Raw genomic sequence first — 26,843 nt, 5'->3', positions numbered from 1 at the left:
TGTCTGACCACTCGGTAATCCTCATCGCAGTCAGCTGGCCTGACATCTCCAGTTATTGGCTGGCAACGGAGCGCTTCGGGCGCTCCGTTGTCGTTCTTCACAGCTGTGGAAAATGTTTGAGCGCCAGCGGTTTGCCGATGTCGCCCCGCCAGATTGACTCCACCTGAGCGCCGCTGTTGGCTTGAGCCTGTTGCCATTGCAGGCCCAGGTTGCGTTGTTCAGGCAATTTCAGATGACCTTTGACGAACTCGTTGAACGGTGATTTCGCCGAGGTGTAATGAAAGTGCGCATACCACAGCGGTTGCGGCGGCTGTCGGGTCAAATCGCGAACTTCATACTCCTGCAGAAAATCCCGTCGACCGTCCGGGCGCTTGCCGATATCGCGCAATGCGCCTTCCTTGCGAATGTCCACCACCCGTTGCTCCAGCAGGTAGTCCAGATAACCCTCGGTGGGGGTTTTGCTGTTCATGGACTGTTCGATGCGCAGGGTGCGTCCCGCACGCGCAAGATCCCGCGCCTTCTCCTTCAATTGCACGATGATCGGATCGGTGGGTGACAGTCCTTCGATGTCCCGCGCCCGCATGATGAGTTCGTCAGCTTCGCTGTTCATCATGTGCTCAAGGTCGACCGGCAGCATGCCCTGATCGGCATATCCTTTGACCTTGCTCTGGTAGTTTTCTATGGCAGCAAGCCGTGTTCGGGACTCCGCCAGTAACGGCCGAACATCTGTCTGCTGCGGACGTTGTACGGCGACAGATTGCTCGCTGAGGTGATATTTGCCGCTTGAGCGCGGCAGCCAGGTTTCCGTGTGTCCATCGACCCCCTCGATGGTGAACCGCTTCTGCTGAGTCACCGCATCGGTTTTTTCGACGCCGATCAGTAACTGGTTGTCTTCGGTCTCAAAAAACTTTTTACCGGATGCGACTTCATTCGGTGAGGTGGAGGCGCGGTTACCCAAGACTTTTTGAGCAGATGTCTCGAGATTCGCCAGGTTATCCAGAAACCGGGTGACTTGCTCCTTATCCAGGTGTTGCGGATAGCCCAGTACCCAGGCATTCAGGTCGCGGCGGAATTTGGAGTAAGTCTCCAGACAGTCTTTCAGCACTCTGTGGCGTTGTGTCACGTTGGCGTGCACGGTCGGAAGGTTGTTCTGGGTGACCATGGCACGATCCACTTTGATCCTGGCGTTTTTCAACTGCACATGAAAATACAACCAGGACTGGTCGTGGACGGCGTCGTATCGGGTAATGATTTCGAGGCTGTGTGCTGCTTTCAGGTAACGGTAGCTTGTCCCGCTGAACGCCTTGTTTACCTTCGCCAGATCATCGGCCATTTCCAGTTTTTGGTTTTTAAGGGTGATTCGACCATTCCACAGGTTGGCCTGTTCGGTCGCGGTGTAAGCGTATTCCAGGTCCTGAAGAAAAGCTTTACGGACCGCCGTGCGTTGCGTCATCAAGTCCAGGTGTTTGCGGATATCGCTCGCGGGTGTGGTGTTGGAAAGTTCATTGAATTCATCGATCCGGTCGAGGCAGCCTTGTAGTCGCTGATTGGCCAGGTCGATCCGGCACAGGGTGCGATCAACCACTAAAAAGGCGCATTTGTTTTTAACCTCCGCAATCTCCCGGGCTTGTCGTCGCTCGCCAAAACTGCGCAGTTCTTCCAGATCGGCGTATTGGTTCTGGGCGATTTCGATGTCTTTGGCACAGGCAGCGTCGACGGAAGGTTGCAGTTTTATGCGTTGTTCCGTGCCGGCTTCATAGTATTCCATGAGGTCGATTTTAGTTTTTTTGGACTGCGTCGTGAGCTGCCGGGTACTCGCGTCGATGGTGTGTTTCAATGTCCCCAGACGACGCGCAGTCCGATCAGCCCACCAGCGGGGCAGCCAACGCCTGATGACCGCTGGCCAGAGCGGATCCATGCCGTCGGCCAGATGCCCGAGCACCGCACCGCCGCCCACGCCACCGCCCTCCATCAATGTGCCGTACACCGCATAGTGGGTGTTCCAGTTGCCGGTCTCATCAAGGGCGATCGGCTGTTTATAGGCGCGGGCCCGAGTGCCGTGCAAGCGCCAGCCACGAGGAGCATCGCTCAGCTCGATCCGGTAGATACGCCCCTGGCTGATCATGAAGTCGCCCTCGGCATGCCGATAGACATTGCGATAGATGCCGTGTGTAGCAGGTCGCAGATCAGCCAGAGAAATTTCGTGTTCGTATTCGTAGCCGTAGAAGTAATCACGGACGCGACGGGCCTGTTGACGCGAGGGCATCTGCAAGGCACCGGCCTTTCTGGCCACTGTGCGTAACTGACGATGGCGCGTTATTGCACGGGCAGCACCCGGAGCCGCGTTGGCACCCGGAAGCACATCCATGGCAGCGTCGATCAACGACAACAACACCGCCTCCACTTCGGCCAGACCATGACCGACATCGCCACGCAAGAAAGCAGCGACCGCCAGATTGGCGCTGCCCCAAGCGTCATACAAGGCAATGGCCGAGCCGACGAATGGCACCATGCCCAGGGCCATTTTCAGATAGTTGAACATCGCGCCGGACTTCAGTGCGCAATGCTCCAGGTACAAGGCGTCATTGGAGCGTGAGGTACTTCGATGGGCTTCCAGTAAACGCCCCATATGCACATTGAGCAGATGCGCCGCCAGCGACGTGGTGGCCGGCCACGCCATGCCGACGCCGATCAGCGCATTGAAGTTTCGCAGCAATGCCTCATTGATCCGACTGACGTGAAGGGCGAAGTCGCCTTGCAAGGCACGCCCGGCCAAATAGTTGACCATGCTGTTGTGCAGGCACAGGTTGAACAGGCTTTGGCGTGCCTGCTCAAGGGTGTCGTATTGGCGCAGGTGGATACCGTCCGGGCTGTCCGGCAGGTAGAGCAGCGTCAGGCCACTGACCTGTTCCTCGATGAAGGTGACCCCAGACAAAGTGCTCGGGCCCTGATGCGGCGTGTCTTCACCGCCCACTGTCAGATGGGCTGGCAGCAGCACGATACGCGTGCTTTGGGCAGCAAAGGCTTGTGAGGTATGGGCGTCAATCGCGATATTCAGCACTTGCCGTCCATGGGCGTCGATCTGTTGTTGCAACAGGGCAAACTCGCCTTGCAGTTTCAGCATCTGGCGCCATGGCTCGGTCAGGCTTTCACGGCGATATTCAAGGTCGAAGGCCGAAGCGGTGGGGGCGCCCAGAAAAGCGTGGCGGATCTGTGTCTCGTAATGTCCGGCCAGATCCATCTCGGTGATCAGTTTGCGCAGATAGGGTTGTGTGATGCCGGTTTTCAGCTTCTGGCGTTCTGCCTCGTCATCCGTAGAAATCTCGACCTGCATGAGCGACAGTCGCCACCATAATTCCTGATCGATATTGGTTTGGGCCAGATCGGCGAGGGACAGCTTGCTGCGGTTTTTACTGGCTATCAGCACATTTTTTTGCGGCGTTCCCGGCGCGGCGCCATCGGTTACGACCTTCTGCCAGGTGGTTGAATCGGGCAGATCCAGCATCACCTCAAAGTTTTGCTTGAGGGCGAAGTCCTTACGCAGGCGAGCGTCGATGCGTTTTTTGCTGAAATCATCCCGGGGCGGCAGATCCCGCTCGAGTAATTCATGGGAGCGTTTCATCGCCGCAATGTACGTCTTGAACAGATGCTTGAACTGCGAGCGCCGAGCATCGGACAGCGTGCCGAGCCACTGCGGCAGTGCTTTAGCCAGGACGCTACTGTGGTTTTGCTCGAGGAGTTGCGCGAAGGCCAGTTCCCGCGCGGCGGGCATCGGCACTGTCAGACGGGGGAGGGTGTGTTCGCGCAGTTTTTCCAGCGCCACGGTACGTTGCTGGGTTTTGGCCGGTACGGGGGTGTCGGCAATCAGTCGTGTCGCCTGCTGTACACAGCGGTAAAGCTGATTTTGCAGGGCATATTCGAACGGGTCGCCGCTCAACTCGCTCAGGTGCAAGGCCAATACATCGTCGTTGGCGCTCAGTTTGAACAGTGCTTGTTCCAGTGCTCGCCGAGAGGCGAAACGCTGCAAGCCACCGAACCGGCCGGGCCAGTACAGCAACAAACTGTGGCGCGCGACACCGCGCAGCACGGATGGGGGCGTGATCAACAGCACGCCGTCCAGCTCCTCGCTTTGAGTGCCGCCGTCGCCTTCAGTGGTCGACAAAGTCAGCCGCGCCACCGCGACATCTGCATTGCGCGGCGCAGTGGGAGCATCGAGAAGCGCTTGAACCCAGCGGTGTTCTTCAGGGCTGAGCTGGTTCAGGGTCAGTTGAATCTCTGCCTCGCTGCGCAACCCCGCTAGCCGTGCCTGATACAGCGCGGTGTAATGCGGATTCGATGCATGGCGCAGTTCCAGCATCTTCAGCGCGTTGCGGGTGTCCAGCAATGCGGAGGCGGCGGTTTGGCTGGCTTGTTCTGCTGCCGCCAGGGCGTCGAGGTGTTTTTTCAGGTTCTGCAGGCGCGAGTCATTCAGACCACCCGCGAAGTCTTTGCCAAGCAGGGTTTCGAGCGCTGCGCAGTGATACGCCAAGGCACTCTGGCGGGTGTCCAGCGCAATGTCGGGGGTGAGCAAGCCGAACTGCGGAACGCTGTCGCCGGTCTCTTCCTCGCTGATGATATCCGCCGGCAATTCGGCAGGCTCGGCAAAAACAGCTTCTTGCCGGCGTTGCCGATCCAGTCGGTCAGCGGCGTCCAGCGCGGTGGCGCCGTGCTCGGCGATATCACTGCCGTTGCCCTGACGAATACTGTTCATCCAGTCGACCGATACACGTGCAATCAGCTGCTCGGCGGCGACTGCCAGCGGTGTGGTTACGATGCGGGTGTATTCGAGACTGATGCCGTCGAGCGGAGGCATTCCGACAGTATTGTGCGGGTGTGTGGTCAGCCAGTTTTCCACCTCATGACGGTGCCGAAAGTGCCTCCATGCCGGTTGCTGCTCTGGCAAGTACAGCAATTGCGCGGCCGGTGGTTCGGTGCTGATGAGCAGAACCCCGGGCAACTCGACACGGCGACTGTCAGCGAACCTGAGCGCCAGTTGCTTGATCGTCATGGGAGGGGCGTCGACAAGCGTACTGTCGCTGGGGGCATCGATCAGCGTCAGCAGGGACTTCATCTGTTCGGCCGTCAAAGTGCGCTGGGCATGGGCCACTTGGCTGGAGGCTTCGAAGTGCTGGCGATACAGCTGGATGGCCAGCGCTCTGCGCGATACCGCCGTCCCGGGCGCCCGGCCATTCCACCAACGTTCCCAGTCATGATTGAGCAGGCGCTCCGGGTTCAGGTTTTTCAGCTGTTCGAGCAATTCGGAAGGGGGCTTGCCGAAGAGGCGGTGTTCCCGTGCAAGACCGGTCACCGCGCAACGTGCGTCGAGTGAAACCTCGATCGCAGGCTGTTGCAGCACAAAGGCGCAGGCGTGGGTCAGGCTGACAAAATGTTCCGGCCGGTTGCCGGCGGCGAAGAAGCCCAGACCGACCCGGTTGCCATCCAGATCCCAATGGTCTTTGAGCAAACGCGTAATCGAGGCGCGTGCCTGCGGGCTTTGCTCCATGAGTTCGAGCCATTGTCGGTGACAGTCGCGCCAGCGTTCCGAAGCTGTCAGTAACAGGTTCTGATCGGGGCTGGGTGTAAGCAGGTGGGAAAAGCCGAAATCGGCCTGTATGGGCTTGGTGGCGTCGGACATGGCGACTGGTCTCCAAAGGGCAAGAGGGCCGGGTGTTCCGGCATCGGGGCCATTAGAGGTCAGTTGTGAGGGGGGCAGGTGGTACATAGTTATAGGGTTGTGCGTTTATCAACCGCCTGGTTACGTCCACGCTACGCCCCATTTTTATAGCGATGACCGACGGTCGAACGCGCTCGGCCGTACCGCTCGGCAATCTTCATCAAACTGTCACGTAACTGTGGCAGCGCGCTTGAACAAACTTCATCAGACTCGCGCTCTACTGGAGTTCTGCGTTTCGGTGTTTTTCATGCGTGCTTTATTTTTATCGGCGGCCACTTTTCTGGCCGCTTTATTGTTCAGCCTGTCGTCCCTGGCGGCTTCGCGGTGCGATGTCAATGTTCCGACCGAGCGGGTCGATCTGGAACAGGTGAGCCTGGCGTACCAGAGCATTGGCCGTGCCTCAGACCCGGCATTGTTGTTGGTGATGGGCCTGGGCGGGCAATTGATTCACTGGCCGGACGAGGTGGTGATTGCGCTGTGTCAGCAGGGGTTTCGGGTGATCCGCTATGACAATCGCGATGTAGGCCTCTCGACTTGGCGGCAGACGCCTGTCGACGCCAACCTGACGTTCGAAGTGCTGCGCTACAAACTCGGTTTGCCGGTATCGGCGCCGTACACCCTGACCGACATGGCCGATGATGCCTTTGGACTGATGGATGCCTTGCACGTCAAGCAATTCCACGTACTGGGCGCCAGCATGGGCGGGATGATCGCCCAACATATGGCGGCGATGGCACCGCAGCGTATCGAGAGCCTGACGTTGTTGATGACCAGCTCGGGTGCCGAAGGTTTGCCGGCACCGAGTGCGGCGCTGGTGCAGTTACTCGCGCGACGCGGTGCACCGAATCGCGAAGTGGCGCTGGAGCAACAGGCCGATTTGCTCGCGGCGCTGGGCAGCCCGACGGTGAGCGATGACCGGCAGGCATTGTTGCAGCAAGCGGCGCAATCCTATGACCGGGCGTTCAACCCGGAGGGCGTGAAGCGCCAGATCATGGCAATCCTCGCCGAACGGAGCCGCGTGGCGCTGCTCAACCAACTGAGGGTGCCGACGCTGGTGGTGCACGGTACCGCCGATCCGTTGTTGCCGGTGATGCATGGCGTGCACTTGGCGGCGCACATTCGCGGCAGTCAGTTGAAGTTGATTCCGGGTCTGGCTCATCGTTTTCAAGAGGCGTTCAAGGCGCCGTTGTTGGCGGCAGTGTTGCCGTATTTGCAGGCCCATCGCGAGGATACTTCGCATTGGGCACAGATCGATCCAGTGGCCGAACGCAATCTTCTGTAACCCCAGATCCAAACTGTGGGAGCGGGCTTGCTCGCGAAGGCGGTGTATCAGTCAAAGCAGATGTCGACTGACACACCGCCTTCGCGAGCAAGCCCGCTCCCACATTTGATCTTCTGTGTCAGTGGAACCTCATTGGTCAGTAGGTCGCCAATTACGTTGGAACGAAGTTATCAAGCATCCGGTTCACCGCCAGTTCACCCAGCATGACCGAGTTCTGAATGCCAAGCACGGTGTTGCGCTGCGAGCCATTCAGCAGCCCCGCGAAATCACTCAACATCACGCTCGCCGCCGCCAGCGATTCGCAGGCGCTGACCAGCAGGGTTTCGTTATCGGCTTCGGGGGCGACGGAGTAAAGGGTGCTGGGTTTGCGTGGGGTGTCTTTGGGAATGACCGGTTTGAGGTAGTAATCGAGGGCGCGGTCGGCGGCTTCGTTGAGCTTTTTGGAGCTTGGGGTTTCGTACGGGGAAACGTCGTCGCAAGGCGCTGTAGCTTTCAGGAAGTAACGCTAAACGGAACTAAACACGCCCTCCCAAACACCCCAAAACCTGTGGGAGCGGGCTTGCTCGCGAATGCGGTGCTTCAGTCAAAGCAGATATCGACTGACACGACGCCTTCGCGAGCAAGCCCGCTCCCACAGGTGGAATAGTGGAATGGCTGCCACTTCGGACTGTCAGGTGTATCGTTCAAACTTTCCGGCGCGACCCAAGCCTGCGAGGTGTGTGATGAGTACCCCCTTGAAAATAGATTTCGTCAGCGACGTGTCCTGCCCCTGGTGCGTCGTCGGCCTGTACGGCCTGACCCGTGCCCTGGATATGCTCGGCGACGAAGTGCAGGCCGAGATCCGTTTCCAGCCGTTCGAACTGAACCCGAAGATGGGCCCCGAAGGCCAGAACATCACCGAACACATCAGCGAAAAATACGGCTCGACGCCTGAGCAATCGCAGAAGAATCGCGAAATGATCCGCGCGCGTGGCGCCGAGGTCGGGTTTGCCTTTCGCACGGACGGCAACAGCCGTATCTACAACACTTTCGATGCTCATCGCTTGCTGCATTGGGCGGGGCTGAAAGGGTTGCAGTTCAACCTGAAAGACGCACTGTTCAAGGCGTATTTCACCGAGGGCGGTAATCCGTCCGATCACGGGCAATTGGCGCAGATCGCCGAAAGCGTGGGGCTGAATCGGCAGCGAGCCGAGGCGATCCTGGCGTCCGATGAATTCGCCAAAGAGGTTCGCGAGGAAGAACAGTTGTGGCTAACGCGCGGCGTGAGTTCAGTGCCGACGGTGGTGTTCAACGGGCAGTACGCCGTCAGTGGCGGGCAGCCGGTGGAGACGTTTGTCGGTGCGATTCGCCAGATCATGAGTGAAGCCAAGGGCGGTACGGTCAACTAGCGATTGCTGGTCGAAAATATATCAATGTGCCACTATGGTTTTTGCCGATGCTGCCGACATAGGCAGCATCACTAATAATCATAGGGACTTGATCCATGAATCTTCACGCTCTACGCACCTGGGCAGCACTGATGTTGCTCGCCTGCCTGACCCTCACTGGCTGTGCTCACGTGCAACCTCCAGTACCGCTGGACCACCAATTCTGGGATACCAAAGAGCCGACTATCGGCGTGGCGATGACTGTGGTGCCGGAACCGGTGCTGGCGTTGACCGGCAATCAGGGGCTTCTCGATTACGCCATCAACAAGGGCGTTAACAACAATCTCAGTGACAGCGTCGAAAAATGGCAAGTGGGTGACCTCAACACCTTGCCGGATGTCCTTGTCGCCAAGCTGCAGGCCAAGGGTTACAAAGCCAAGCGGATCAACGAGCCGGTCGACCTGAAGGTTTATAAGGAAACCAGTTTCCGCGAAGGCTACATGACCCGTGACATGACGCCGGTCAAGGCCACCTACGGCGTCGATCGTCTGCTGCTGGTGAATGTCTACGCCACCGGCGCTACCCGCAGCTACTACAGCATCGTGCCGACCAGCGTGCCGATGGCGCAGGTGGGCGGGCAGGGCATGGTGATCGATCTGGCAGACAACAAACTGCTATGGTTCAAACCCTTTGTCGCGACACAAGCCGCCCAGGGCGAGTGGGACGAGCCGACCTACACCAACCTGTCTAACGCGTTCTATCAGGCTGTGGACAATAGCCGTCAGCAAATGATCACCCCGTTCGCGCAATGAAGCGTCTGCCTATAGTGGCTGGTGCGCTGGCCCTGCTGATGCTGCCGGGGTGTGCGCAAAAACCGGCCCCTGAGGCCGGTTTCAAGGACCAGAGTGCCTTGCCTTATGTCCAGACCCACGGGCTTAAGGTCGATGTGCAGTTGCCGCAATCCTTTGTGGGTGCGAGCACCGTGATTGACTCCCAAGCGGCCTTGAAGGCTGCATCGTCGAGTCATAATCTGGTGGCGAGCTCGGGCAACACTGCCGGGCTTGCCGGTTTGCTGGTCGCCAGCCTGATCAACACCCAGATGGGCAGCGGCAGCTTGCAGCGCGATGCGGAAAAAACCGCGCTCAACGAGGCGCGACCGATGGCCGACTTGCTCGCTGGCGTTGCGTTGCAGGAGCGTCTGCAAAAGCGCTATCAACAGGCTTCGCAAGTGGCCGGGTTCAAGCAAGGAGAAGGGCAGGTCACCGCGCGCTTGGTGATTGAACCCAAACTGATGCTTACCCCCGATCGCGGCAGTTTCGTGCTGGTCAATCAGGTGCAAGTCCAGGACATTGCCGGTTCGGCGCTGTATCGCATGCGGATCGAAGTCGTCAGCCAGCCGATTCGGCGCTGTGGCAAGCAGTGCATCGATGACGGCGGCCTCGATTTGGCAAAGGTCACGGCCGTGCTCGACGAGTGTGTCGACGAGTCGATGCGCGTTCTGTCCACCGACCTGATGCAGCCGACACCGCCAGCGGCCGCCCAGGAAACCTTGCGCTATATCCTTGATGGCCAGCGAGTGGTCGAGCGTGGTTATCAACTGGCCAACAACGGTAACTATTGGCGTTATCGCAACCTCTACGGGGCGGTGAAATCGGTGCCGGTGCCGTTTGAGGATGCGTTGACACAAGCGCAGTTGCAGAAGGTTTACGGGCAGTAATGCGACCCTGTGGGAGCGAGCCTGCTCGCGATGATGGCGGCACAGTCAGTATTGATGTGACCTGACACACCGTCATCGCGAGCAGGCTCGCTCCCACAGGGAATTGTGTTCAGGATTGAAAGCGCATCCACACCGTCACCAACACCGTCGCCGCCATCAACCATGCCACCGCAGCCACCGCCAACGAAGCCTCCAGCCGCATCCGGTCGACCATCACATACAGGGTCGCCAGATAGACGAAGTACGGAATGATCGACCACATGCCAAACACGATAGTGGTCTTCAGATCATCCAGCGAACGCCCCTTGCCGACGATGTAATGGGCGATCAGCGCAAAGGTCGGAAACAGCGGCACCAGGCCTGCGATGTAATAGTTTTTGGTCTTGGCCAGCATGGCCAGAATCACAACCACTGCCGCGCCCAGGGTTGCTTTGAAAATCAGGTCCATCAGTGACTCAGCCCGTATTTCTTCACTTTGTCGAACAGCGTGGTCTTGGCCATCCCCAGTTCCTGGCTGGCCTGGGTCAGGTTGCCGCCGCTGCGCTGCAAGGCGTCGCTGAGCAAGTTGCGCTCGAAGGCTTCCACCGCTTCGGCGAAGGCCAGGCCCTGATTGCTGCCATTGGTACCGGATTTTTTGAAGGCCGGCAGGCCCAATGCGAAACGCTCGGCGACGTTACGCAGTTCGCGCACGTTGCCCGGCCAGTCGTGGCTCATCAGGGTCGACAGGGTCTGGTTATCCAGTTCCGGCACCGCACGGTCGAAGCGCAGGGATGACTGCTGCAAAAAGTGTTCGAACAATTGCAGGATGTCTTCGCGGCGTTCGCGCAGCGGCGGCAGCTCCAGGGTCACCACGTTCAGGCGGTAATACAGATCGCTGCGAAACTCGCCGGCCTTGCTCGATTGATCCAGATCGGACTTGGTCGCGGCGATCACCCGGCAATCCACCGCCACGCTCTGGTTCGAGCCTAGGCGTTCGAGGGTGCGTTCCTGCAACACCCGCAGCAGTTTGATCTGCAACGGTAGCGGCATGCTTTCCACTTCATCGAGGAACAGCGTGCCGCCGTCGGCGTGTTCGATCTTGCCGATCCGCCGCTTGCCGGCCCCGGTGAAGGCGTTGGCCTCGTGGCCGAAGATTTCACTTTCGAACAGGTTCTCCGGCAGGCCACCGCAGTTCAGCGCGACGAACTGTTTGGTGTGCCGACGGCTGAAGTCGTGCAGGCAGCGCGCAACCAGTTCTTTACCGGTACCGGTCTCGCCTTCGATCAGCACGTTGGCCGAGGTATCAGCGACGTTGGCGATCAATTCCCGCAGGTTTTGCATGGCCGGCGAGCGTCCGATGATCCGGCCTTCGAGCGAATCCCGCTCGAACAGTTGTCGACGTAACGACGACACTTCCCGCGCCAGGCTGCGTTGCTCCAGCGCGCGGCGGGCTACGTCCACCAGACGTTCCGGGGAGAAGGGTTTCTCCATGAAATCGTAGGCGCCTTTCTGCATCGCGCCGACAGCCATGGAGATGTCGCCGTGACCGGTAATCAGCACCACTGGCAGGCTGCGATCACGGGCCTTGAGCCGGGTCAGCAGTTCCAGGCCATCGATGCCCGGCAGGCGGATGTCGCTGATGACGATGCCGGCGAAGTTGTCGCCGACTCGCTCCAGCGCTTCTTCGGCGCTGCCGACGCCCACGCAGGGAATGTCTTCCAGGGTCAGCGCCTGTTGGCAACCGAGCAGGACATGGGGGTCGTCTTCGACGATCAGCACACTAAGGTCGTTGTTCATATTGGCTCGGCGGGAGTGGGGCTTACCAACGGTAAACTGAGGACGAAGGTGGTACCACCGCTGGCCGGGTGTTCGACACCCAGATGCCCGCCGGTGGCGGCGGCCAGGCTGGCTGAAAGCGTCAGGCCGAGGCCCAGGCCTTGTTCGCCGGGTTTGGTGGTGAAGAACGGTTCGAACAGATGCTTGCGCGCTTCGGCATCGATGCCGTGACCGTTGTCGCGCACCCGCAGACGATACTTGCCGTCGAATTCCTCGCCTTCGAGCCACAATGCCGGTTGAGGCTGCGACTGCATGGCGTCGAGCGCGTTGCCGATCAGGTTGACCAGAATCTGCTCCAGCCGGGTCTGGTCGATCTGCACCTGCACGTCTTTGAAGTCGCGGTGCAATTGCAGGTGCGCGCTTTCCATCCGACTGCCCAGCAATTGCAGGGCGGCGTCTACGGCTTTGCCAAAGCTGGCCTGGCCCTTGTCATCACCGCGCCGGGCGAAGGAGCGCAGGCTCGCGGTGATCCGGCCCATGCGGTCGATCAGCTCATTGATGGTCTTGAGGTTGGTGCTGGCCACATCCAGCTGACCGCGTTCCAAAAAGCGCACGGTATTGCCGGACAAGGTCCGCAAGGCTGCCAGCGGCTGGTTCAATTCGTGAGCGATGCTGGTGGACATCTGACCGATGGCCGCCAGTTTACCGGCCTGGACCAGTTCATCCTGGGCACGGCGCAACGTCTCTTCCGCCTGCCGCCGTTCGCGGATCTGACCCTTGAGCCGTTCGTTACTGGCGCGCAGGTCAGTGGTGCGTTCGGTAATCCGACGCTCCAGTTGATTGTTGGCTTCCTGCAAGGCTTCCCGCGCAGCGAGGCGGGTGGCGATCACCTTGCGCCGTTCGTTCCAGGCGATCAGCAGAAACGCCACCAGGGCAAACGCCACCGCCACCAGAATCCCCTGATTGATCGCTTCACGCCGCAAATCCTGCAGGGGGGTGAGGAGGGTGAAATTCCATGGTGTGTCGCTCAGCGGCCGGGTTTGCGAGAGGTAGCTGATGTTCTCTTCATCGGACATCAATTCGCTGTTGGCGGGGAAGGTCAGTTTTTCCTCGCCTTCGGCCAGTTTCTCCCGCGCCAGCGGTTGCAGTTCGTTCAGTGGAAACCAGTAGTACTGCAGGCTACGGGCCAGTTTTTCCTTGGTTTCCTCGCTCAATGGCACAACCGATTTAAGCCGCCGCGCCGGATCGCTGGAGAGAATGATGATGCCGTTCTCGTCGCTGACGAAGGCTTCCAGGCGCGCACGCTGCCAGCGTTCTTCCATGGCTTCGAGGCGAACCTTGACCACGGCGACGCCGATGATCTTGCCGTGCTCTTCCAGACCATGCGCCAGGTAATAGCCGGGTTCGCCGCTGGTGCTGCCGATGCCGTAGAAACGCCCCGGCTGACCGCGCACGGCATTCTGGAAATAGGCGCGGAAGGACAGGTCTTCACCCAGATAACTGTCGACATCGCGCCAGTTGCTGGTGGCCAGTACGCGACCGGTGGTGTCCATCACATAAATGGCCCGACTGCGGCTGCGCCGGTTCAGGCCTTCAAGGTATTCGTTGACCGTCTGCCGGTGTTCCGGTGACGTGTCGGCCAGCAGCTTGGAAACACTGGATTCGAGTTCCAGCAGGCTGGGCAGGTAGGTGTACTTGCTGATCTCGCTCTCGACGGCGCGGGCGTGCAGTTCCAGCTGACGCTGGCCATTCTCGCTGAGGCCGCGAATTCCGTAGTGTTCACTGACCCAGAAGCCGATGTAACCCAATCCGATCATCAGGGCGATGACCAGCGGCGGCAGGAACAGATGGCGAATCAAACGGGGTTTCACGGCGAGTGATGGCGGCGCGGCGCGATAGAGAGTGGAGTCGCATTTCATCACAGATGCCTTGGGTCAACCACAACACAAATATCCATATACCCACAGATCCTTGTGGGAGTTGGCTCTGTGGCGAGGGGGCTTGCCCCCGTTCGGCTGCGAAGCAGTCGTAAACCCGTTGCATGCGGTTTGACTTCGAAATGCCGGGGCCGCTTCGCGACCTAACGGGGCGATGCGGCGTTCCGACAAGCCCCCTCACCACACAAGCCCGCTCCCACAGGGGGAGCGGCGTCCGATGCTTAGTGCTGCAAAATTTTCGCGAGGAAGTGCTGTGTACGCTCGGCACGGGCGTTGATGTCGCCGAAGAACTCTTCTTTCTTGCAGTCTTCGATGATCTTGCCCTGGTCCATGAAAATCACCCGGTCCGCTACCTTTCGGGCGAAGCCCATTTCGTGGGTCACGCACATCATGGTCATGCCTTCGTGGGCCAGTTGCACCATCACGTCGAGTACTTCGTTGACCATTTCCGGGTCCAGCGCCGAGGTCGGTTCGTCGAACAGCATGACGATCGGGTCCATCGCCAGCGCACGGGCAATCGCCACACGCTGTTGCTGACCACCAGAAAGCTGGCCCGGGTGCTTTTTGGCGTGGGCGGTGAGGCCGACGCGCTCAAGCAATTGCAGGGCTTTTTTGCTGGCTTCTTCCTTGCTGCGGCCCAGCACCTTGATTTGCGCGATGGTCAGGTTATCCATGATGCTCAGGTGCGGGAACAGTTCGAAATGCTGGAACACCATGCCGACGCGCGAACGCAGTTTCGGCAGGTTGGTTTTCGGGTCGGCGATGGACGTGCCATCGACGATCACGTCGCCTTTCTGGAACGGTTCCAGCGCGTTGACGCATTTGATCAGGGTGGATTTGCCGGAACCGGATGGCCCGCACACCACGATCACTTCGCCTTTTTTGACCTCGGTGCTGCAGTCAGTCAGTACCTGGAAGTCGCCATACCACTTGTTGACATTCTTGATAGAGATCATACGGCAAACCTTTTTTGCAGACGCTTGACCAGCTGCGAGGCGGCAAAGCTGATGATGAAGTATGTGAAACCGGCGAAGATCAGGAACTCATTGGAGCGGCCGATGATGTCGCCACTGGCGCGCGAGGCATTGAGGAAGTCCACCAGACCCACCGCGTAAACCAGCGAGGTGTCCTGAAACAGGATGATGCTCTGTTGCAGCAACAGCGGGGTCATCTTGCGGAACGCTTGCGGCAGGATGATCAAACGCATCATCTGGCTGTAAGTCATGCCCATGGCCTGGGCAGCAGCCATCTGGCCCTTGGGAATCGACTGCACGCCGGCCCGGACGATTTCGCAGAAGTACGCCGCTTCGAACATCATGAAGGCTACGATGCACGAGGCGAACGCGCCGATCGGAGTATCTTCGCCGGTGATCCAGCGTAGTACGAACGGCACCGCCAGGTAGAACCAGGTGATGACCAGCAGCAATGGAATCGAACGGAAGTAGTTAACGTAGGCGCCGGCGATGTTCGACAGCAGTTTGCTGTGGGACAGGCGCATCAGTGCCAGGATCGTGCCGAGGATGATCCCGCCGACGACGCCCAGAGCCATCAGTTTGAGGGTCATGACCATGCCGTTCCACAAACCCGGCAGGGACGGAATGATGCCCGTGAAGTCGAATTCCATCATTTACCCCCTACGGAGATCAGGCCCGGTACGGCGACTTTCTTCTCGACCGCGCGCATCACCAGCATCAGGCCCATGTTCAGCGTGAAGTAGATCAACGTGGCCAGGGTGAAAGCTTCGAACAGGTTGGCGGAGAACTCGGCGGTCTGTTTGGTCTGCGCGAGCAGCTCCATCAGGCCGATCAGCGAGGCCACGGAGGAGTTCTTGAATACGTTCAGGAATTCCGAGGTAAGCGGCGGAATGATGATGCGGTAAGCCTGGGGCAGCAGCACATTCCAGTAGATCTGTGGCAGCTTGAAACCCATGGCACGGGCAGCGGATTCCTGGCCGCGAGGCAGCGCCTGGATACCGGTGCGCACTTGTTCGCAAACCCGAGCGGTGGTGAACAGGCCCAGGCACACGACGACGCTGAGGAAGGCCGAGGTGGTCGGGTTGAGATCTTGCTTGTACCACTCCTGGATGTCCGCAGGCAGCAGGTCGGGTACCAGGAAGTACCAGATGAACAGCTGAACCAGCAGCGGCACGTTACGGAAGAGTTCGACGTAGCAGGTCGCGATGCCCGATACGATGCGGTTAGGCACCGTGCGCATGACGCCCAGAATCGAGCCCAGTAGCAGCGCGATGATCCAGGCTGCGACGGCGATGGCAATGGTCCAGCCCAAACCGGAGAGGTACCAGTCGAAATAAATCTCGCTGCCCACGCCGGTGGACTTGAAGAACACGCCCCAGTCCCAGTTGTAATTCATTAGGGTCTCCCCTCGGATTCGTTCGATTTACAAATGCCCGCCTGGGGAATCTCCGTTCCCGCCCGACCATGACGTCAGGCACACACGAGCGGCTCGACAACCACCGGTTCGAGTGTTTCCAAAAATGCCAGCAGGGAGTGACAAATCCCTGAAAGGGCGCAGGCCCTCTCAGGAAATAAGGTTAGTCAGAAATCAGGATTTCTTTTCGTCAGCCGCTTTGTCGGTCGGATTGGCGATCAGGGCCTTGAGCTCTTCGCTCATCGGGAACATCAGGTTCAGGCCTTTTGGCGGAATTGGCTGCATGAACCATTTTTCGTAGATCTTGTTGATCTCGCCGGACTTGTAGGTCGCGGTGATGGCGTCGTCGACAGCTTTCTTGAACGGTGCGTCGCCCTTGCGAACCATGCAGCCGTAAATTTCGTTGGACTGCGCAGTCCCGGTCACGGCCCAATCGGTCGGTTTCTTGGCCTTGGCCATTTCACCGGCCAGCAAGGCGTCGTCCATCATGAAAGCCACGGCACGACCGGTTTCCAGCATCTGGAAGGACTCGCCATGGTCTTTGGCGGAGATCACGTTCATGCCCATCTGCTTGTCGGCGTTCATCGACTTGAGGATGCGCTCGGACGTGGTGCCCGCGGTGGTCACGACGTTCTTGCCTTTGAGGTCGGCGAAGTCTTTGTACGGGGAATCTTTCTTGGACAGCAGCTTGGTGCCGATTTCGAAGATGCCGACGGAGAAGTCAACTTGCTGCTGGCGTTCGACGTTGTTGGTGGTGGAGCCGCACTCGAGGTCCACGGTGCCGTTCTGTACCAGCGGAATACGGGTTTGCGAGGTCACCAGGTTGTATTTGACCTGCAGGTTTGGCAAGTCCAGATCTTTTTTCAGGGCTTCAACGACTTTCAGCTGGATATCGTGGGAGTAGCCAACCGGTTTGCCGGAAGCGTCCGCGATGTAGGAAAACGGAATGGAAGCGTCACGATGCCCGAGGGTGATGGTGCCGGACTCTTTGATCTTCTTCAGTGTGCCGGTGAGTTCGGCAGCGAAAACTGGAGTGCTAATCAGAGCGGCAGCAATGGCTGCGCCCAGGATATGGGGAACGATGCGCATCAAATTTTCCTCGACATTGTTTTTTTTATGGAGCCAGTTCATCGGCATTTTGGTGCTTCGAATGCCTGACGGCTCCTGAAGTGTTGGCACAACAGGCATTCGTCCAAGAGTGTAGAGCATGACTCGTGCCAGGCCAGGCGATATAGATCAAGTTGTTGATTTATAACGTTATTAAATATTTATGGCGTTGAGTTTTCTATCGGGAGATCCGGTTTACCGAATCGACTGGCAAGTCGCGTTCGGAAAACCGAATGCAATTCCATGACTTGCACGTACCCTGTGGGAGCGGGCTTGCTCGCGAAAGCGGTCTATCAGCCGACGGATATGTTGAATGTTAGTCAGTCTTCGCGAGCAAGCCCGCTCCCACAGTTGATCAATGGTGTTCTCTAGAATGCAAAAAGCCCCTGAACCTTTCGATTCAGGGGCTTGGGCTCAACCGGCTTCCCGATCAGGCCGCTTGGATCTTGCTGCGGTTCTGTTCGACCTTGTTCAGGTAATCCTTGAGCTTTTGCTGTTCCGCCGGGGTGGTGAACAGCCCAAGCTTGCTGCGGCGCCACAGAATGTCGTGGGCGGTGGTCGCCCATTCTTCGCTGCACAGGTAATCGACTTCGCGGGTGTAGAGACCACCGCCGATGTGTTCGCCCAGATCACTGAGGCTTTCCACACCTTCGAGCATGCGCCAGGTGCGGCTGCCGTAAGTGGTGGCCCAACGACGGGCGATCTCGGTGGGCACCCAATCGAATCGGTCGCGGATCCGCGAGCTCAAGGCCTGCGGCGTGGTCATGTCTTCGCCGCCAGGCAGGGTGGCGCTGGCGGTCCAGCTTGGCTTGATGTGCGTGAAGTACGGGGCCAGTTGCGCCAGCGCCGACTCGGCGAGTTTGCGGTAAGTCGTCAGTTTGCCGCCGAACACCGATAGCAGCGGCGCCTCTTCGCCACTGCCCGACAATGCCAGGGTGTAGTCGCGGGTGACGGCCGACGGGTTGTCGGATTCGTCGTTGCAAAGCGGACGAACGCCGGAATAGCTGTGCAGGATATCGTCGCGGCTGATTTGCTTCTTGAAGTGGGCGTTGACCACTTTCAGCAGGTAATCAGTTTCGCTTTCAGTGATCGCTACTTTCGCCGGGTCGCCGGTGTATTCGCGGTCGGTGGTGCCGATCAGGGTGAAGTGATTCAGGTACGGAATGGTGAACACGATGCGCTGATCTTCGTTTTGCAGAATGTGCGCGTGTTCGCCTTCATACAGCTTCGGCACGATCAGGTGGCTGCCCTGGATCAGACGGATGCCGTACGGCGACTCCATCTTCAGGTCGTCACGGATGAACTTGGCAACCCATGGGCCGGCCGCGTTCACCAGCGCTTTGGCGCGGATCGAAAACAGGCTGCCATCGGCGCGTTCCAGGTGCAGGTGCCACAGGCCTTTGGTGCGACGGGCGCTGACGCAACGGGTTTGGGTATGAACGTGAGCGCCTTTCTCGCGGGCGGCCATGGCGTTCAGTACGACCAGGCGTGCGTCATCGACCCAGCAATCGGAATATTCGAAGCCTTTGGTGATTTCGCTTTTCAGCGGGCTGTCCGGGCCAAACTTCAGGCTTTTCGAGCCTTCGAGTTTTTCCCGTTTGCCGAGGTGATCATAAAGGAACAGGCCGGCGCGGATCATCCAGGCCGGGCGCAGGTGCGGGCGGTGCGGCAGCACGAAGCGCATCTGTTTGACGATGTGGGGTGCCTTGGCCAGCAGCACTTCGCGTTCGGCGAGGGCTTCGCGCACCAGGCGGAATTCGTAATGTTCGAGGTAGCGCAGGCCGCCGTGGATCAGCTTGCTGCTGGCGGACGAGGTGTGGCTGGCCAAGTCATCCTTTTCGCAAAGGAATACCGAAAGACCGCGACCGGCGGCATCCGCTGCGATCCCCACGCCATTGATCCCACCACCGATGACGGCGATATCGTAGACCTCGGCGAGAGGGGGCGTAGGCAAGGTAGAAGTGGGCATCGGCTGGCCTCGGGCTTTTGATTTTCTATATTGGAATTCGAACATTAATGTTCATTTGCGAAAATATTAGCCCATAAAGACGCCCGCAGCCAGTCAACTTCGATTGAAAATACTGATCGAAGGGCGGTTAAAGGAAAATTTACGAACATTTAGACGCGGTTTTGTGGCGAGGGGGCTTGCCCCCGTTCGACTGCGCAGCAGTCGCAGAGCGGGTTGCGATGTTTAACTGAGGGATTGGCGGTGAATGGTTTTGGGGCCGCTTCGCGGCCCAACGGGGCAAGCCCCCTCGCCACAGGGGGGCCGATGTGCTTACACGACCTCCAACCGAATCTTGTGCTGGCTCAACAACTGCGCCAAGGCTGGCGAGGGCTGCTGATCGGTGACCAGGCAATCGATCAGGCTGATCGGCCCCAGGCGAATCATGGCATTGCGCCCGAATTTGCTGGAGTCCGCTGCGAGGATTACCTGTCGGGCATTGGCAATGATCGCCTGGGACACCCGCACTTCCTGATAATCGAAGTCCAGCAAACTGCCGTCTTCATCGATGCCGCTGATGCCGACCAGGGCGAAGTCGACCTTGAACTGATTAATGAAGTCGACACTCGCCTGACCCACCACGCCACCGTCACGCCGCACGTTGCCACCGGTCAGCAAAACGTCGAAGTCGTCCTTGGCGCTGAGCATCGAAGCGACGTGCAGGTTGTTGGTGATGATCTTCAGGTGGTTGTGGTTGAGCAGCGCCCGAGCGATGGATTCGGTGGTGGTACCGATATTGATGAACAGCGAGGCGTGATCGGGAATCTGAGCGGCAATGGCTTCGCCGATACGCTGCTTTTCATCGCGCATCTGATCGGCGCGCATGGCGTAGGCGGTGTTTTCGACGCTGGAATCATAGGCTGCGCCGCCGTGGTAGCGACGCAGCAGATTGACTTCCGCCAGTTGATTGATATCGCGGCGGATGGTTTGCGGTGTAACGACGAACAGCTGAGCCATTTCCTCGATGCTGACATAGCCGCGTTCGCGGACCAGTTCGAGGATTTGCTGCTGACGGGGAGGCAGATTCATGGGGCTTCCTTTGGGCTGCCGTGCAAAATTTGCCCATGATGCCGCAGGAATCTGCTCCCTACCAGTTAGAACCCCATCCTTGGCTTATTCAGCGCCTTCGTGCGGTTCCCAATCACGAGTGCGGCTGACGGCTTTTTTCCAGCCAGCGTAGAGTTTTTCCTTCGCAGTTTCGTCCAGCGTCGGTTCGAACTCGCGCTCGATCACTGCCTTGCCACGCAACTCGTCCAGGCTGCCCCAGAAGCCGCAAGCCAAGCCAGCCAGGTAAGCCGCGCCCAACGCGGTGGTTTCGCGCATTTGCGGGCGCTCGACCTGAGTGCCGAGGATGTCGGCCTGGAATTGCATCAGGAAGTTGTTCGCGACTGCACCGCCGTCCACGCGCAGTGACTTGAGGCGTTCGCCGGAGTCCTGCTGCATGGCGTCCAGAACGTCGCGGGTCTGGTAGGCAATCGACTCCAGCGCGGCACGAATGATGTGATCCACGCGTACGCCGCGAGTCAGGCCGAACAGCGCGCCGCGGGCATACGGGTCCCAATACGGAGCGCCCAGGCCGGTGAAGGCCGGCACCAGGTACACACCGTTGCTGTCCTTGACCTTGTTGGCGAAGTATTCGGTGTCGTGGGCATCGTTGATGATTTTCAACTCGTCACGCAGCCACTGCACGGTGGAGCCACCGTTGAACACCGCGCCTTCGAGGGCGTAGGCCACTTCGCCGCGCGGGCCGCAAGCGATGGTGGTGAGCATGCCGTGCTTGGATTTCACTGCTTTGTCGCCGGTGTTCATCAGCAGGAAGCAACCGGTGCCGTAGGTGTTTTTCGCCTGGCCTGGCTCGACGCACATCTGGCCGAAGAGGGCCGCCTGTTGGTCGCCAGCGATACCACCAATGGCAATGCCGCTTTTGGTGTGGCCGTAGATTTCGGACGAGGACTTAACTTCCGGGAGCATCTCGCGCGGGATGTCGAGGACTTCCAGCATCTTCGCGTCCCACTCCAGCGTGTGGATGTTGAAGAGCATGGTGCGCGAGGCGTTGGTGTAGTCGGTGACGTGCACTTTGCCGCCGGTAAATTTCCAGATCAGCCAGCTATCGATGGTGCCGAACAGCAGTTCACCCTTGCGCGCACGCTCACGGCTGCCTTCGACGTTGTCGAGGATCCACTTGAGTTTGGTGCCGGAGAAGTACGGGTCGGTGACCAGGCCAGTGGTGTCGCTGATGTATTGCTCGTGGCCATCGCGCTTGAGCTGCTGGCAGATTTCGGTGCTGCGGCGGCACTGCCAGACGATCGCGTTGTAGATCGGGCGGCCGGTGGTCTTGTCCCAGACCACGGTGGTTTCGCGCTGGTTGGTGATGCCGATGGCCGCGACTTGGTCGTGGTGCAGGCCGGCTTGCGCCAGGGCCTCGACCATCACGGCGCTTTGGGTGGCGAAGATTTCCATCGGGTCATGTTCGACCCAGCCGGCTTGCGGGTAATGCTGCGCGAATTCGCGCTGGGCGGTGCAGACCACGTTCGCGTCACGGTCGAAAATGATCGCGCGGGAGCTGGTCGTACCCTGATCGAGGGCAATGATGTAGTTCTTATTCTGTATGTCGGTCATGTCGATTGCCTTGGACGAAAATTAGGAAGTGAGGTCAGGCGCGGGACCACATGGGCAGGATCACGCGCCAACGGTTTCAAGACGTTCTTGGTTTGCCGTCAATGGCCGGTGCTGCATCCTTTGTAGCAGGTATGGCGCTGGGCAGATGACGGGCAATCAGCCCGCGATAAGCTGCAGCACCAAGGCAGGCACCGACAATCGGTGCAAAAATCGGGATCAGGAAGTACGGGATATCGCGTCCGCCAGTGAAGGAAATTTCACCCCAGCCGGCGAAGAAAGTCATTAGTTTAGGACCGAAGTCGCGGGCCGGGTTCATCGCGAAACCGGTCAGCGGGCCCATCGAGCTACCGATCACGGCAATCAGCAGGCCGATCAGCAACGGCGCCAGCGGCCCTTTGGGCAGGCCATTGTTGTCGTCGGTCAGCGACATGATCACGCCCATCAGGATGGCGGTGATGATCACTTCAACCAGAAAGGCCTGGGCTGTGGACAGGGCAGGGTTCGGGAAAGTGGAGAACACCGAAGCCAATTCAAGGCTGGCCTGGGTGCCACGAACCATTTGGTGAGTTTGTTCGAAATCGAAGAAAAGGTTGCTGTACAGCGTGTAAACCAACAAGGCCCCGCAGAAGGCGCCGGCCACCTGGGAGAGGATATAGAACGGCAGTTTGCGCTTTTCGAAGTCAGCGAAAATGCTCAGCGCGATACTCACGGCAGGATTGAGGTGCGCGCCGGAAACGCCGGCGGTGAGGTAGATCGCCATGCTGACGCCAACCCCCCAGATGATGCTGATTTCCCACAGTCCGAAGCTGGCACCCGCCACCTTGAGCGCAGCAACGCAGCCGGTACCGAAAAAGATTAGCAGTGCAGTACCCAGAAACTCGGCCATGCATTGGCTCGAGAGCGACGGTTGTTGTAAAGCAGTTGTCATTGAAAACCTCGTTTTTGTTGTTGTCTGGCGCTTTTTCATCAAGGTCAAAAGCGCGATTTTCACCAAGGCAGGATCCCCATCCTGTGCTCGGCTTACTGCTGGGTGCTGCGGTGAGACATTCGTACAGTATTCAGATTCGAAAAAATATAGACAAGAAACGCTGCTGTCAAAGGTCGAAAGTGAACTGTCGGTCACATTTCAACTATTAGTCACGTGAATGACCACATCGTTCATCAGGCAGGCCGACCGTGGACGAACGGCACAGAAGCCCGGCCAAGCTATTGAAATGGCGTTGTAATAGAGCCTTTTATCGATCAATGACCTAGAATCCTGCGCAGTATTTTTCTTCTGCCGCCAAGCTTGGAGCTGCCATGACCCCCGCATTGGATTTGTTGAAAAAAGTTCGTGCCGAACATCGCGTGCACAGTTACGAACATGATCCGAAGGCAGCGTCCTATGGTCTGGAGGCCGCGGAAAAACTGGGGTTGGACCCGGCGCAGGTGTTCAAGACATTGCTGGCGGCCAGCGAGAAGGGAGAATTGTTGGTGGCGGTGGTGCCGGTCGTCGGAAGTCTGGATTTGAAGGCGCTGGCGCAGGCCGCTGGGGTGAAAAAAGTCGAAATGGCCGACCCCGCGGCTGCACAGCGTTCGACGGGGTATCTGTTGGGCGGCATCAGCCCGCTCGGGCAGAAGAAGCGCCTGCGTACCTTTATTGACAGTTCAGCTCAGCCTTTTTCTAGCATCTTCGTCAGCGCCGGACGGCGCGGTCTGGAAGTTGAACTGGCGCCTGCCGTGTTGGCCGAACACACCCAAGCGAAGTTCGCCGATATCGGTCGCACCTGAGTAGAGGGGCTCGGGCGTTCAGCCCGGCCCTGTATGGTGGAAATTGATTGGTTCTGTCACTGGTGAAGGGCTCTTCGTGGCTTCATGCTCGTCGACCTAAAAAAGGGAGAATTGGCATGCAGCTAGAGTTTCATCAGGTCGACGCGTTCAGTGATCGGCCGTTCAGTGGCAATCCGGCAATGGTGTACCGGCTCGATACTTGGCTCGACGATGAGTTGATGCAAAAAATCGCCGCCGAACACAACCTCGCCGAAACTGCATTTCTGGTGCGTGAGGGTGCTGTCTGGCACATCCGCTGGTTTACCCCGACCACCGAAGTCCCGTTATGCGGCCATGCGACCTTGGCCAGCGCTTATGTTCTGTTTGAAATCTATAAGGAACCGGTCGAACGGCTGGATTTCATCTGCAAGTCCGGCCCGCTGAGTGTCAGCCGTGAAGGCAAGCGCTTGTGGCTGGATTTCCCGACCATCGTGCCGACAGAAGTGGGCGTGACCCTGGATGTCGAGCGCGCCTTGGGTGTGAAAACAGTCGATGTGTTGGGTTCGAAAGAACTGTTCGTGGTGCTGGAGTCCGAGCAAGCGGTGCTCGATTGTCAGCCGGACATGGTTGCGCTGGCAAAACTGCCGTGGCTGGGCGCCATTGTGACGGCCAAGGGCAGCAAGCATGATTTTGTGTCGCGATACTTTGCCCCGGCAATCGGCATCAACGAAGACCCGGTGACCGGGTCGACCCATTGCAGCCTGATTCCGTATTGGTCGGAACGCTTGGGCAAGTCGAGTCTGACGGCTTATCAGTGTTCGGCACGGGGCGGGGAGTTGTTTTGCCAGCTGGAAGGGGATCGGGTGAGTATTGGTGGGAATGCAACGCTGGTCGCTAGCGGAACACTAATGTTGGGTTAACCAAAATCCAATGTGGGAGCGGCACCGCCGCTCCCACATGTATCCGCGTTGTTCAACTGGCGGTGCTGTACCGCCGAACACCGGATTCGATCACCGGAATCTGCGCCGCCGTGCTGCCGTTCGCCTGGAACAACACCAGGTGTTCAGCCGCCACCCGAATGCCTACTTCAGCACCGACCAGATGATCGGCATGACTTGGGAAAATCGACTCCAACTGCGCGCCCGTAGGCAACTGCAAGCGGTACAGGGTTGATGCCCCCTGGAAGCTCTTGCCAACAATCCGCGTCCTCAGTGGGCTGTCTGGCGCATAGACGATATCGTCCGGACGCAACAACACATCCACGGCACAACCGATTGGCCAGGTGTAGGCACGGTTGCCGCGCAATTCACCCAACTCGGTCTGTACCGACTCCGGGCTGCTCAACTGACCGCGAATGAAATAACCCTGGCCAATGAAACTGGCCACGAATGGCGTCAGGGGTTCGTGATAGAGGTTATAGGGCGTATCCCACTGTTCCAGGCGACCTTCCTTGAAAACACCCACGTGGTCGCTGACCGCGAAGGCTTCTTCCTGATCGTGGGTCACCAGAATCGCACTGGTGCCGCGAGCCTTGAGAATGCCGCGTACTTCATGGCTGAGCTTGCGTCGCAATTCGCCGTCGAGGTTGGAGAACGGTTCGTCGAGCAACAGCAGTTGCGGTTCCGGCGCCAGGGCACGGGCCAATGCCACGCGTTGTTGCTGGCCGCCGGACAACTCATGGGGGAAGCGCTTGCCAAGGTTTTTCAGGTTGACCAGTTCGAGCAGTTCTTCGGTGATGCGATCCTTTTGCGGGTGCTTGCGGATCCCGAAGGCGATGTTCTCGGCCACGCTCAAATGCGGAAACAGTGCGTAATCCTGGAACACCATGCCGATCCGGCGTTTCTCCGGGGCGAGGGTGAAGCCGGCGCTGGAAATGGTCTCGCCCGCCAACTGTATTTCACCTTCGTGCACCGGTTCAAAACCGGCAATCGCCCGCAGGGTGGTGGTTTTGCCGCAGCCCGAAGACCCCAGCAGGCAACCGATATCGCCGGCATTCAAATGCAGGTTGAGGTTCTGCACAACCCGCTGGTTTTGATAACCGCAGGCCAGGTTGCGCAGGTTCAGCAGTAATGGCTGGCTCATGCGTGGTGGTACGAAGGCGGGACGAGGAATTCGAGCAAGGCCTTTTGTGCGTGAAGACGGTTTTCGGCTTGATCCCAGGCCACCGAACGCGAATCGTCGAGCAGGTCGAGGCTGATTTCCTCGCCACGGTGGGCCGGCAGGCAATGCATGAACAGCACATCCGGCGCGGCGAGGTCGAGCAGGGCACGGTTGACCTGGAACGGCGCGAACAACTTCAGGCGTTTGGCGGTTTCCTCTTCCTGACCCATGGAGGTCCAGACGTCGGTGCTCACCAGGTGCGCGCCGCGCACAGCTTCCTGCGGATCGCGGACGATGGTCACTCGATCGCCGGCTTTAGCCAGGAATTCAGGGTTGGGTTCGTAACCTTCCGGGCAGGCGATGCGCAACTGGAAGTCGAACTGGATCGCCGCTTCTATATAGCTGTTGCACATGTTGTTGCCATCGCCGATCCAGGCCACGGACTTGCCTTGAATCGAACCGCGGTGTTCGAGGAAGGTTTGCATGTCGGCCAGCAACTGGCAGGGGTGCAGGTCATCGGACAGGCCGTTGATCACCGGTACGCGGGAGTTGGCGGCGAATTCGGTCAGGGTGCTGTGGGCAAAGGTACGGATCATCACCGCATCGAGCATGCTCGACATGACGATGGCGCCGTCGCCGATCGGCTCGCCGCGACCCAGTTGGGTATCGCGTGGCGACAGGAAGATCGCCTGCCCACCAAGCTGGATCATGCCGGCTTCGAACGAAATACGGGTGCGAGTCGACGATTTCTCGAAAATCATCCCGAGCACGCGGTTTTTCAGAGGCTCGAACAGTACGCCGCGGTTACGCAGGTCTTTGAGCTCAACGCCTCGACGGATCACGCTGACCAGCTCTTCGGGCGTGCAATCCATCAGGGAGAGAAAGTGCCTTGCGCTCATCATTGACTACCTTTTTGCAACAGACCGCAGATACTCAAAGCCTTGTTTAACTGAAAAACGGGCGAGACCTGCGGCGTAAGCCGCACGGGGCGACGAAATAGGGGAAGGCGCGATATTGACATTAAATGTCGCGTTTTTCCAATGGGCTACGGTGTTTAGAGGATTTCAGAGGGGCTACGGGGTGACCGCAGTAGCGCTTTTGAAG

Annotated in this window: 21 protein-coding genes; 6 read left to right on the top strand and 15 right to left on the bottom strand. The window is 58.9% G+C overall.

Annotation, left to right across the window (positions count from 1 at the left end; genetic code table 11):
- Positions 1-97: 97 nt before the first annotated feature.
- Positions 98-5,674: a dermonecrotic toxin domain-containing protein gene (locus KVG95_RS02195; RefSeq protein WP_217854350.1), complete on the bottom strand. Its 5,577-nt coding sequence runs from the start codon at positions 5,672-5,674 to the stop codon at positions 98-100.
- 286 nt (positions 5,675-5,960) lie between these two features.
- Here KVG95_RS02195 and KVG95_RS02190 point away from each other — a divergent pair, with 286 nt between their 5' ends.
- Complete coding sequence (locus KVG95_RS02190; RefSeq protein WP_217854349.1) at positions 5,961-6,995, top strand: alpha/beta fold hydrolase; 1,035 nt, start codon at positions 5,961-5,963, stop codon at positions 6,993-6,995.
- A 151-nt stretch (positions 6,996-7,146) separates the two neighbouring features.
- On the opposite strand, the gene KVG95_RS02185 is transcribed toward KVG95_RS02190, so the two are convergent.
- Positions 7,147-7,491, bottom strand: a complete 345-nt coding sequence (locus KVG95_RS02185; RefSeq protein WP_217854473.1) for a DUF6124 family protein — start codon at positions 7,489-7,491, stop codon at positions 7,147-7,149.
- Positions 7,492-7,717: 226 nt separating this feature from the next.
- Here KVG95_RS02185 and KVG95_RS02180 point away from each other — a divergent pair, with 226 nt between their 5' ends.
- The 3 genes from KVG95_RS02180 (at position 7,718) to KVG95_RS02170 (ending at position 10,079) form a co-directional block, all read left to right on the top strand.
- Complete coding sequence (locus KVG95_RS02180; RefSeq protein WP_217854348.1) at positions 7,718-8,383, top strand: DsbA family oxidoreductase; 666 nt, start codon at positions 7,718-7,720, stop codon at positions 8,381-8,383.
- A gap of 95 nt (positions 8,384-8,478) precedes the next feature.
- Positions 8,479-9,174, top strand: coding sequence for a hypothetical protein (locus tag KVG95_RS02175; protein WP_217854347.1), 696 nt, complete (start codon positions 8,479-8,481; stop codon positions 9,172-9,174).
- Positions 9,171-10,079 carry a hypothetical protein gene (locus KVG95_RS02170; RefSeq protein WP_217854346.1) on the top strand — a complete coding sequence of 303 codons (909 nt, stop codon included), beginning with the start codon at positions 9,171-9,173 and terminating at the stop codon, positions 10,077-10,079. Before KVG95_RS02175 ends, KVG95_RS02170 begins: the two co-directional genes overlap by 4 nt.
- A 109-nt stretch (positions 10,080-10,188) precedes the next feature.
- Here the strand turns inward: KVG95_RS02170 and KVG95_RS02165 are convergent, their stop codons facing one another.
- The 11 genes from KVG95_RS02165 to KVG95_RS02115 form a co-directional block, all read right to left on the bottom strand.
- Entirely contained in the window at positions 10,189-10,518 is a 330-nt protein-coding gene (locus KVG95_RS02165; protein WP_195840131.1) for a GlpM family protein, read from the bottom strand.
- An 8-nt stretch (positions 10,519-10,526) separates the two neighbouring features.
- Positions 10,527-11,855, bottom strand: coding sequence for a two-component response regulator AauR (aauR, locus tag KVG95_RS02160; RefSeq protein WP_217854345.1), 1,329 nt, complete (start codon positions 11,853-11,855; stop codon positions 10,527-10,529).
- Entirely contained in the window at positions 11,852-13,753 is a 1,902-nt protein-coding gene (gene aauS / locus KVG95_RS02155) for a two-component sensor histidine kinase AauS (RefSeq protein ID WP_048395546.1), read from the bottom strand. Before aauS ends, aauR begins: the two co-directional genes overlap by 4 nt.
- A gap of 239 nt (positions 13,754-13,992) precedes the next feature.
- Positions 13,993-14,727, bottom strand: a complete 735-nt coding sequence (locus tag KVG95_RS02150) for an amino acid ABC transporter ATP-binding protein (RefSeq protein WP_217854344.1) — start codon at positions 14,725-14,727, stop codon at positions 13,993-13,995.
- Positions 14,724-15,395, bottom strand: coding sequence for an amino acid ABC transporter permease (locus KVG95_RS02145; protein ID WP_095051339.1), 672 nt, complete (start codon positions 15,393-15,395; stop codon positions 14,724-14,726). Before KVG95_RS02145 ends, KVG95_RS02150 begins: the two co-directional genes overlap by 4 nt.
- The gene (locus KVG95_RS02140; RefSeq protein WP_217854343.1) at positions 15,395-16,141 is read right to left on the bottom strand and encodes an amino acid ABC transporter permease; all 747 of its coding nucleotides are present in this window, start codon (positions 16,139-16,141) and stop codon (positions 15,395-15,397) included. Before KVG95_RS02140 ends, KVG95_RS02145 begins: the two co-directional genes overlap by 1 nt.
- 192 nt (positions 16,142-16,333) lie before the next feature.
- A complete protein-coding gene (locus KVG95_RS02135; RefSeq protein ID WP_217854342.1) occupies positions 16,334-17,248 on the bottom strand; it encodes a glutamate/aspartate ABC transporter substrate-binding protein in 915 nt (304 codons plus the stop codon).
- 448 nt (positions 17,249-17,696) lie between these two features.
- Positions 17,697-19,235, bottom strand: a complete 1,539-nt coding sequence (gene glpD / locus KVG95_RS02130; RefSeq protein ID WP_217854341.1) for a glycerol-3-phosphate dehydrogenase — start codon at positions 19,233-19,235, stop codon at positions 17,697-17,699.
- A gap of 309 nt (positions 19,236-19,544) precedes the next feature.
- The gene (locus tag KVG95_RS02125; protein ID WP_007898523.1) at positions 19,545-20,300 is read right to left on the bottom strand and encodes a DeoR/GlpR family transcriptional regulator; all 756 of its coding nucleotides are present in this window, start codon (positions 20,298-20,300) and stop codon (positions 19,545-19,547) included.
- 84 nt (positions 20,301-20,384) lie between these two features.
- Positions 20,385-21,890: a glycerol kinase GlpK gene (gene glpK / locus KVG95_RS02120; protein WP_007898522.1), complete on the bottom strand. Its 1,506-nt coding sequence runs from the start codon at positions 21,888-21,890 to the stop codon at positions 20,385-20,387.
- Positions 21,891-21,966: 76 nt separating this feature from the next.
- Positions 21,967-22,818, bottom strand: coding sequence for an MIP/aquaporin family protein (locus tag KVG95_RS02115; protein ID WP_217854472.1), 852 nt, complete (start codon positions 22,816-22,818; stop codon positions 21,967-21,969).
- Positions 22,819-23,189: 371 nt separating this feature from the next.
- Between KVG95_RS02115 and ybaK the strand changes: the two genes are divergently transcribed.
- The gene (gene ybaK / locus KVG95_RS02110; protein WP_217854340.1) at positions 23,190-23,660 is read left to right on the top strand and encodes a Cys-tRNA(Pro) deacylase; all 471 of its coding nucleotides are present in this window, start codon (positions 23,190-23,192) and stop codon (positions 23,658-23,660) included.
- Positions 23,661-23,776: 116 nt separating this feature from the next.
- Positions 23,777-24,559: a PhzF family phenazine biosynthesis protein gene (locus tag KVG95_RS02105; protein WP_217854339.1), complete on the top strand. Its 783-nt coding sequence runs from the start codon at positions 23,777-23,779 to the stop codon at positions 24,557-24,559.
- 52 nt (positions 24,560-24,611) lie between these two features.
- On the opposite strand, the gene KVG95_RS02100 is transcribed toward KVG95_RS02105, so the two are convergent.
- Positions 24,612-25,721, bottom strand: coding sequence for an ABC transporter ATP-binding protein (locus tag KVG95_RS02100; protein ID WP_217854338.1), 1,110 nt, complete (start codon positions 25,719-25,721; stop codon positions 24,612-24,614).
- Positions 25,718-26,638, bottom strand: a complete 921-nt coding sequence (gene argF, locus KVG95_RS02095; RefSeq protein ID WP_217854337.1) for an ornithine carbamoyltransferase — start codon at positions 26,636-26,638, stop codon at positions 25,718-25,720. Before argF ends, KVG95_RS02100 begins: the two co-directional genes overlap by 4 nt.
- Positions 26,639-26,843 lie beyond the last annotated feature (205 nt).

Source organism: Pseudomonas farris (genome assembly GCF_019145235.1).
Lineage (GTDB): Bacteria > Pseudomonadota > Gammaproteobacteria > Pseudomonadales > Pseudomonadaceae > Aquipseudomonas > Aquipseudomonas farris.
This window is presented reverse-complemented; position numbering and strand designations above follow the sequence as displayed.

Coding starts and splice junctions, on each gene's coding strand:
- KVG95_RS02195 (WP_217854350.1), bottom strand. CDS start 5,674: ATGTCCGACGCCACCAAGCCCATACAGGCCGATTTCGGCTTTTCCCAC.
- argF (WP_217854337.1), bottom strand. CDS start 26,638: ATGAGCGCAAGGCACTTTCTCTCCCTGATGGATTGCACGCCCGAAGAG.
- KVG95_RS02115 (WP_217854472.1), bottom strand. CDS start 22,818: ATGACAACTGCTTTACAACAACCGTCGCTCTCGAGCCAATGCATGGCC.
- KVG95_RS02145 (WP_095051339.1), bottom strand. CDS start 15,395: ATGGAATTCGACTTCACGGGCATCATTCCGTCCCTGCCGGGTTTGTGG.
- KVG95_RS02125 (WP_007898523.1), bottom strand. CDS start 20,300: ATGAATCTGCCTCCCCGTCAGCAGCAAATCCTCGAACTGGTCCGCGAA.
- KVG95_RS02170 (WP_217854346.1), top strand. CDS start 9,171: ATGAAGCGTCTGCCTATAGTGGCTGGTGCGCTGGCCCTGCTGATGCTG.
- KVG95_RS02180 (WP_217854348.1), top strand. CDS start 7,718: ATGAGTACCCCCTTGAAAATAGATTTCGTCAGCGACGTGTCCTGCCCC.
- KVG95_RS02140 (WP_217854343.1), bottom strand. CDS start 16,141: ATGAATTACAACTGGGACTGGGGCGTGTTCTTCAAGTCCACCGGCGTG.
- KVG95_RS02190 (WP_217854349.1), top strand. CDS start 5,961: ATGCGTGCTTTATTTTTATCGGCGGCCACTTTTCTGGCCGCTTTATTG.
- aauS (WP_048395546.1), bottom strand. CDS start 13,753: ATGAAATGCGACTCCACTCTCTATCGCGCCGCGCCGCCATCACTCGCC.
- ybaK (WP_217854340.1), top strand. CDS start 23,190: ATGACCCCCGCATTGGATTTGTTGAAAAAAGTTCGTGCCGAACATCGC.
- KVG95_RS02100 (WP_217854338.1), bottom strand. CDS start 25,721: ATGAGCCAGCCATTACTGCTGAACCTGCGCAACCTGGCCTGCGGTTAT.
- glpK (WP_007898522.1), bottom strand. CDS start 21,890: ATGACCGACATACAGAATAAGAACTACATCATTGCCCTCGATCAGGGT.
- KVG95_RS02175 (WP_217854347.1), top strand. CDS start 8,479: ATGAATCTTCACGCTCTACGCACCTGGGCAGCACTGATGTTGCTCGCC.
- KVG95_RS02105 (WP_217854339.1), top strand. CDS start 23,777: ATGCAGCTAGAGTTTCATCAGGTCGACGCGTTCAGTGATCGGCCGTTC.
- KVG95_RS02150 (WP_217854344.1), bottom strand. CDS start 14,727: ATGATCTCTATCAAGAATGTCAACAAGTGGTATGGCGACTTCCAGGTA.
- aauR (WP_217854345.1), bottom strand. CDS start 11,855: ATGAACAACGACCTTAGTGTGCTGATCGTCGAAGACGACCCCCATGTC.
- glpD (WP_217854341.1), bottom strand. CDS start 19,235: ATGCCCACTTCTACCTTGCCTACGCCCCCTCTCGCCGAGGTCTACGAT.
- KVG95_RS02135 (WP_217854342.1), bottom strand. CDS start 17,248: ATGCGCATCGTTCCCCATATCCTGGGCGCAGCCATTGCTGCCGCTCTG.